This window comes from Gammaproteobacteria bacterium (genome assembly GCA_011375345.1).
In the GTDB taxonomy this organism is placed as follows: Bacteria; Pseudomonadota; Gammaproteobacteria; order DRLM01; family DRLM01; genus DRLM01.
In genome coordinates this window covers 1-6,347 of sequence record DRLM01000056.1, presented here as the reverse complement: position 1 = coordinate 6,347, position 6,347 = coordinate 1, and the positions used below count along the sequence as shown (strand labels likewise).

Annotated in this window: 5 protein-coding genes; 4 read left to right on the top strand and 1 reads right to left on the bottom strand. The window is 66.4% G+C overall.

The window, feature by feature from the left end; all coding sequences use genetic code 11:
- The 3 genes from ENJ19_04185 to ENJ19_04175 all read left to right on the top strand — a co-directional run.
- Positions 1-1,403: ATP-binding protein (locus tag ENJ19_04185; GenBank protein ID HHM04928.1), on the top strand; the 1,403-nt coding region annotated here is incomplete at its 5' end.
- Positions 1,404-1,654: 251 nt separating this feature from the next.
- Positions 1,655-2,530, top strand: a complete 876-nt coding sequence (locus ENJ19_04180; GenBank protein ID HHM04927.1) for a hypothetical protein — start codon at positions 1,655-1,657, stop codon at positions 2,528-2,530.
- Positions 2,527-4,578, top strand: coding sequence for a hypothetical protein (locus ENJ19_04175; GenBank protein HHM04926.1), 2,052 nt, complete (start codon positions 2,527-2,529; stop codon positions 4,576-4,578). Before ENJ19_04180 ends, ENJ19_04175 begins: the two co-directional genes overlap by 4 nt.
- A gap of 403 nt (positions 4,579-4,981) precedes the next feature.
- Here ENJ19_04175 and ENJ19_04170 read toward each other — a convergent pair whose 3' ends face one another.
- Entirely contained in the window at positions 4,982-5,440 is a 459-nt protein-coding gene (locus ENJ19_04170) for a hypothetical protein (protein ID HHM04925.1), read from the bottom strand.
- Positions 5,441-5,716: 276 nt separating this feature from the next.
- Here ENJ19_04170 and ENJ19_04165 point away from each other — a divergent pair, with 276 nt between their 5' ends.
- Positions 5,717-6,151, top strand: coding sequence for a hypothetical protein (locus ENJ19_04165; GenBank protein ID HHM04924.1), 435 nt, complete (start codon positions 5,717-5,719; stop codon positions 6,149-6,151).
- The last annotated feature ends 196 nt before the right edge of the window (positions 6,152-6,347 follow it).

Here is a 6,347-nt window from a genome sequence, read left to right as displayed (position 1 = left end):
GCAAAGACCGGGTGCGGGCGGCTCTGCAAAACGCGCGGTTTGACTTCCCCGCCCGCCGCATCACCGTCAATCTGGCGCCCGCCGATCTGCCCAAAGAGGGGGGCCGTTTTGACCTGGCCATCGCTTTGGGGATCCTGGCCGCCTCGGGCCAGATTCCCGGCGCCGAACTGGCCCGCTACGAGTTCGCCGGCGAGCTGGCCCTCACCGGCGCCCTGCGCCCCGTCCGCGGCACCCTGCCCCTGGCCCTGCAATGCCGGGCGGCGGGCCGCATTCTGGTCCTGCCACCGGCCAACGCCGACGAAGCCGGCCTGGCCGCCGGCCTGGAGGTGCTGGCACCCGCTCATCTGCTCGAGCTGTGCCGGCATTTGCACGGCCAGGAACACCTGCCCCGCCACATCAGCGCCCCTCAGAACAGCACCGGCGTTTTACCCGGCCCCGACCTGGCCGAGGTGCGCGGCCAGCACCACGCCAAACGGGCCCTCACCGTGGCTGCCGCCGGCGGCCACAATCTGCTGCTCATCGGCCCCCCGGGCACCGGCAAAACCATGCTCGCCAGCCGCCTGCCCGGCATCCTCCCGCCCCTCAGTGATGAGGAGGCAGTGGCCAGCGCCGCCGTGCGGTCCATCGCCGGCCACACCCTCGACCCCGCCCGCTGGCGCCAGCGTCCTTTCCGCGCCCCCCACCACACCGCCTCCGGCGTGGCCCTGGTGGGGGGAGGCTCCGATCCCCGCCCCGGAGAAATCTCCCTGGCCCACAACGGCGTCCTGTTTCTGGACGAATTGCCGGAATTCGACCGACGGGTGCTGGAAGTGCTGCGCGAACCGCTGGAATCCGGTCGCATCATCATCTCCCGCGCCGCCCGCCAGGCGGAATTCCCCGCCCGCTTCCAACTCATTGCCGCCATGAACCCCTGCCCCTGCGGCCACCTGGGCGACCCCGCCGGCCGCTGCCGCTGCACCGCTGAACAAATCAGCCGCTATCGCGCGCGCCTTTCCGGCCCCCTGCTCGACCGCATCGACCTGCACGTGGAAGTGCCCAAGCTGCCTCATCAGAGCCTGGCGTGCGGCGCGGCGGAAGAGGACACAAGCAGCGCCGCCGTGCGCAAACAAGTGCATGCCGCCCGTGAACGTCAACTCGCCCGCGCCGGCAAGCTGAACCGCGACCTTGGCCCGAAAGAGCTGGAACAGCACGGCCGGCTGGACACCGAGGCCACCCGTCTGGTGCAGCGCGCCGTGGATAAACTGGGCCTGTCCGCGCGCGCCTACCACCGTGTGCTCAAAGTGGCCCGCACCATCGCGGATCTGGACGACAGGCCCGGGGTGCTGGCGCAGCATATGGCCGAGGCCATCGCCTACCGCAAACTGGATCGGCGCGACACACCAGCGCTGCATCTGGGAGGGTGAGGCCCAAAACGGGTGAATGAGCGGCGTGATTGCCGGGCGCCGGCCACCGCCTCCCGGGGAGAGCGCACCACAACGCGGCGCCGGGAGGCACCCGCCGGTTCCGCCGAGATTGTGGCACACGAGTACTCTTCGCCTTCACCCACCCTCGTTGCCACCCCGAATGCGCCGGCGTCCTGGCGGTCGCTTCTGACAAACCCCACCCCTTCCATTATCATGACCGGCGGTTTCACCCAGCGAGTGGCAGACAGGTCATGACAAACATCACGGACGGGAACGGTTCGCTGCTGGCACTGTATTTGCGCCAGCGCAGCTTGCTGCTGGAAGAGCTGCACCAGATCGACCCGGCCGCTGCGCTCACCCGCCTGCGCCAGGCGCTCCGGAATCTGGAACGGCCCTACGCCCAGCACGACGCGCCCCCCGGGCGCCAGGCCCAGTATCTGCACCATGCCCTGGGCCTCATCACCCAGACCCTGGCCGCCCTCACGGCGGTGGAAGGGCGCTGTCCGGCCAGCGTTGCGCCACGCCCCTACCGTTCAGCGGCGCGGCGCCGCACCTGGTTTCTGTGGGGCACGGCTGTCACCGCCCTGGGCGCCATGGCGGCGACCCTGCTGACAGACAAACTGGTCATTGCCGTGTTGGGCCTGGCGCTGTGCGCCATGTTCGCGGCGGTGGCGGCCTCCCAGCGGGACAGCGATGAGTCATACAACCCTTACGCCACCGCCCCGGCAGCACTGGCGCTGGATCTGGACAGCCTGGACGGCACCCTGTCCCGCGCCCTGCGCCAAGCCGACGATCTGCTCGCCCTCACGGCACAGAGCGACGCGGCGGCCGCCGGCCAGCATCCCCTGACCCGGGTGGATCCCGACCGTCTCCTCACTTTGCTGCAGGACACCGCCGCCCACCGCGCGGTGACCGAGCCGGACAAATCCGCCGGCGATCTCGCTGCCGAGGCCGTGCGCCTCCTGCACCAGGCCGGGCTGGCGCTGCAGGACTACCGCCCCGAGCACGCCGCTTGGTTCGAGGAGCGCCCCGCCGGAGTCCGGGACATCATCACCCTGCTGCCCGCCCTCACCGACCGCGACGGGGTGCTGGTGCGCAAGGGCATCGTGCTGGCGCCGCTCTCATGAACGATACCAGCACACTGCAACTGCCGGCTGCCCCACGCCTGGCCGCCCACACCAAAGACGTGGTGGGCTTCGACCTAGGACACGGCGACACCTCCGTCACCCGCGCCCCCGCCGCCGGCGGCCGGGTGGATACCCTGGAGATCCGCAAAGGGCTGAAAGTCATCCCCACCGCCGTGGGCAGCGGCCGCGGCGGCCAGACGGTGATTGGCGATGAGACCTTCCAGCGCGGCGTCAGCACCGTCTACCAGCAATTCAAAAGCCCCTACCTGGACGACCCGGCCGTGGCCGGGCCCCTGGCCGCATTCCTCACCGAGGCCGTCAAGCGCCTGCGGGACAACCACAGCACCATCGCCTTCGATGACACCACCCTGCTGGTGTTCGGCTGCCCCTCGGCCTGGAGCGCACGGCAGCGGAAAAGTTACAGCGACTTCCTGGGCCGCCAAGTGGGCCGCGCCCAACACATGCTGGTGGCGGAGTCCCGCGCCGCCCTTATCACCGTCAAAGAAGAGGGTCACCTCAAAGAAGACGAACTGCGCGAGCCCATTTTGATCATTGATATGGGCTCATCCACCACCGATTTCACCTTCGTGCGCGACTTGGCGCCGGTGGAACTGGCCATCGGCGCCGACCGGCCCTTGGGCGCCGCCACCATCGAGCGGGAGCTGCTGCGCCAGACCCTGGCCCGCGCCCCGGACCGCTCCGCCATCGAGGCCTGGTGGCAACAGGCGCCGGCCGAGCTTCAGCGCACCCTGTGGGAATTCCGCAAGGCCAAGGAAGACTATTTCCGCGACGAGGCCGCCTACGCCCAGGGCGAGACCTTGCCCCTGGCCCTCACCTACCGGCCGGGCGAGTCCGCCAGGCTGCGCCTGGAGGCCGAGCTGACGGCGGCGGATTTTCAAGCCGCCATCGACACCCCCGTGGCCGATTTGGGCCCCCGCCCCCTCGCATGGCGGGCCCGCTTCCAGGCCGATGTGGGGACGGCCAAAGCCACGATCCAAGGCCTCAACGGCGGGCCGCCCCGCATCATCATTCTCACCGGCGGCGCCTCCCGCATGGGCTTTGTGCGCCACATTGTGGAACAGCACTTCGCTGCCCCCACCGCCGTGCGGACCGCACCGGCACCGGAGCACGCCATCGCCATAGGCTTGGCCCTGGCCGGTTCCATCCGCTATCGCACCCAGTCTTTTCTGGACGAAGTGGCCCGGCTCATCGACTCCGGCCAAATCAGCCACACCATCGAGTCCACCCTGGCGGATTTCGCCCAGGCCTTCGCCCACGCCGTGACCGAGAGCGCCACGGAACGCTTCATCCTGCCCGAATTCCTGGCCTGGCGCCGGGCCCCGGAGGGGCGGCTGCGGGACGTGGCGGCGCGGGTCTCCGCCCGCATGCAACACTGGCAAGACTCCGCCGAGGGCCGCCACCACATGCTGCGGGCGCTCACCCCCTGGTACAAGCAACTGGAAGACCGCCTGCACGAACTCACCTCACCACTGTGCCTGCACTACCGCCTGGCAGCCGACGTGCTGGATCTCCCCAAGGACGCCATCAGCCCCACACATGCCGAAGCCGCCACCGACCCGGACGCCCTGCTGTTCGGCGATGTGCGCCTCATCATGAGCGCCGTGCTGGCCACCGTCAGCTTCGTCACGGGCTCGGTGTTGTTTGGCACTGGCACCGCCATTTTGCTGCCCACCGGCCATCTGGCGCCGGTGCTGGCCGGACTGTTCATGTGGCTGCTGTCCGAAGCGGCCAAGGAATGGGTCATCGATCAAATGATGGACATGACCCTGCCGCGCCTCCTCCGCAGGCTCTATCCCGAAGCCTGGCTGGTGCGCAGCGTGCGGGGACGGGCAGCGGAAACGGAGGAACACATCCGCAGCGAAATCATCCGCAGCCTGATGGGGGGCTACCCGGGCAGCGACAAAGAGCGGGCGGACAAAGAACAACTGGCCGCAAAGGCGCGCAAGGAAATCATCGCCAAATTGAACAACGCCGTGGTGAGCGCGCTGCGCGAGCGGGCGGAGGCAGCGAGTGTTTTGATTCGATAAACAGCGGGTGAACAGCCGGTCTTCACGCACCATACATCCTGTGTATAACCTGACCAGGCTCAACCCGTAGCTTATGCCGTGGATGGGAAATGCCTCCCACCACAGCGCCACATTGAGGGAGGCGGGTAGTGAAAGAACTGAGCACAGAGAAGGCAAAACTGAACCGCGACCGTGGTCAGATCTTATCTTTTTCCTTCCCGAAACAAAAAATGGAATATGGAAAATCCATGAGTCAGTTGCTGCTCGCCATGCCTTCTCCCTTCTAAATGGGGCGGGGGCGGAAAATCTTGCGCGGCAATACACCTTCGTTCCAAAAATACATTATGGCTAGCCCACCCCTCTCTTTGCGGGACGATGCGTTCTGCCAGGGGTGTTGGTATTTTACGGAGGCGCGGGTTCTGACTCAGCCGTTCAATGCGCTGCGACAGGCGCTGAGCTGCAAACGGGGCGGGTTCAGGGAGAAGGAAAACGGCGCGGCACTTTTCAGGGTTTTGATGCCGAGAATGTTGCGCCCGGCGCCCGGCAGCACGGCCACTTCGATATCGTTGAGATAGCAGCGCTCCCCCAAGCGCAGGCTGCGCACATGGTAGATGGGCACTTGCTGTTTGCTGCCGTCCGCCATAACGCCCGAGAGGTTTTTAAGATGGCGGACGGCGTTCTTTTTTTCCAGGGCGGCAAAGACGGCGCTGTTGATCACCGTGTAGGTGGAGCCCGTGTCCACCATCAGGCTGAGTTCGCCATAGTCCGGCAAGTAAGCGGCGATGTAATACGTGGATGCGGGGCTTTCCCGCAAGGGCAGATCGACCCCGAACACCTCGGCCGGCGCGCCCCTGAGGGGAGCGCAGAAAAGCAAGCCGACCAAAAGCCACACCTTGTGTGTCACGCCATGAGTTCCCGTATGTGCAGGCTGTTCAACGCTAAAAGTGTCGGCCGTTGCCGGGTGAGAGTTTAGAAGCTTTGTGGCGCGACGGAAGCAGCGGCGGGGCCAGATACCGGTTTGTTGGCGTCGCCGGAGCGCGACGGTGGCGCTCACTCCGGCGCGCGTCGGCAAGTCATTGTATTACCATCGCCATCAGTGGGCGTGCCACAAGGACGAACCGCTTGGACCTGTCGCGCCGTCTCCTCGCTGCGACACCGGATGGATGAAAAGGCCCGGGGCGCAACGGGAACAAGCCAGAATTTCAAAGACTTAATGATGTGGCACGCCCGGTGCTTGAGCATTCAGCGGCAGTGTGGAAGCGGCGTGTGCAGGGAGTACATCACTTCCGGCGCCGTCCCGGACATTTTTGGAGGAACCATGTATTTGACGAAAAATCCGCAGAGTTTACTGGGTGCAATGGGCTTGTCACTGCTGTTGGCCATGACTGGGGTTTATGCCGGTCAGACCGCCACGGGCGATGAGAGCGAAGAGCGTTTCGTGGCCCTGGACAGCAATCACGATGGCACGATTTCGCCCGAAGAGGCTGAAGCCAGTCCCGGCTTGGCGGCAGAATTTGCCGCGGCCGATGAGAACAGGGACAACAAGCTGGACAAAACGGAGTTCGCCCGCTTTGAAGTGAGTGACGACCACTGAATCGGCTCCGGCCACAATCAGGCCGGTTTCTCGGCACGGCTTCGGCCGTGCTTTTTTGTGGTGCGCCAGGCATGGCGCGTAGCGCCGTGACTGGCGCTATTTCCCGAGCTGTGGTGGCGAGGGGATGACCTGGGGGTGCAAGTCCCCTACCGGCCCGGCAAGGGGAACGGTTAGCCGAACGGCAAAGGTGCCCATC

Excerpts from the sequence above, each read along its gene's own strand:
- ENJ19_04180 (HHM04927.1), top strand. The coding sequence starts at position 1,655 with ATGACAAACATCACGGACGGGAACGGTTCGCTGCTGGCACTGTATTTG.
- ENJ19_04175 (HHM04926.1), top strand. The coding sequence starts at position 2,527 with ATGAACGATACCAGCACACTGCAACTGCCGGCTGCCCCACGCCTGGCC.
- ENJ19_04165 (HHM04924.1), top strand. The coding sequence starts at position 5,717 with ATGGATGAAAAGGCCCGGGGCGCAACGGGAACAAGCCAGAATTTCAAA.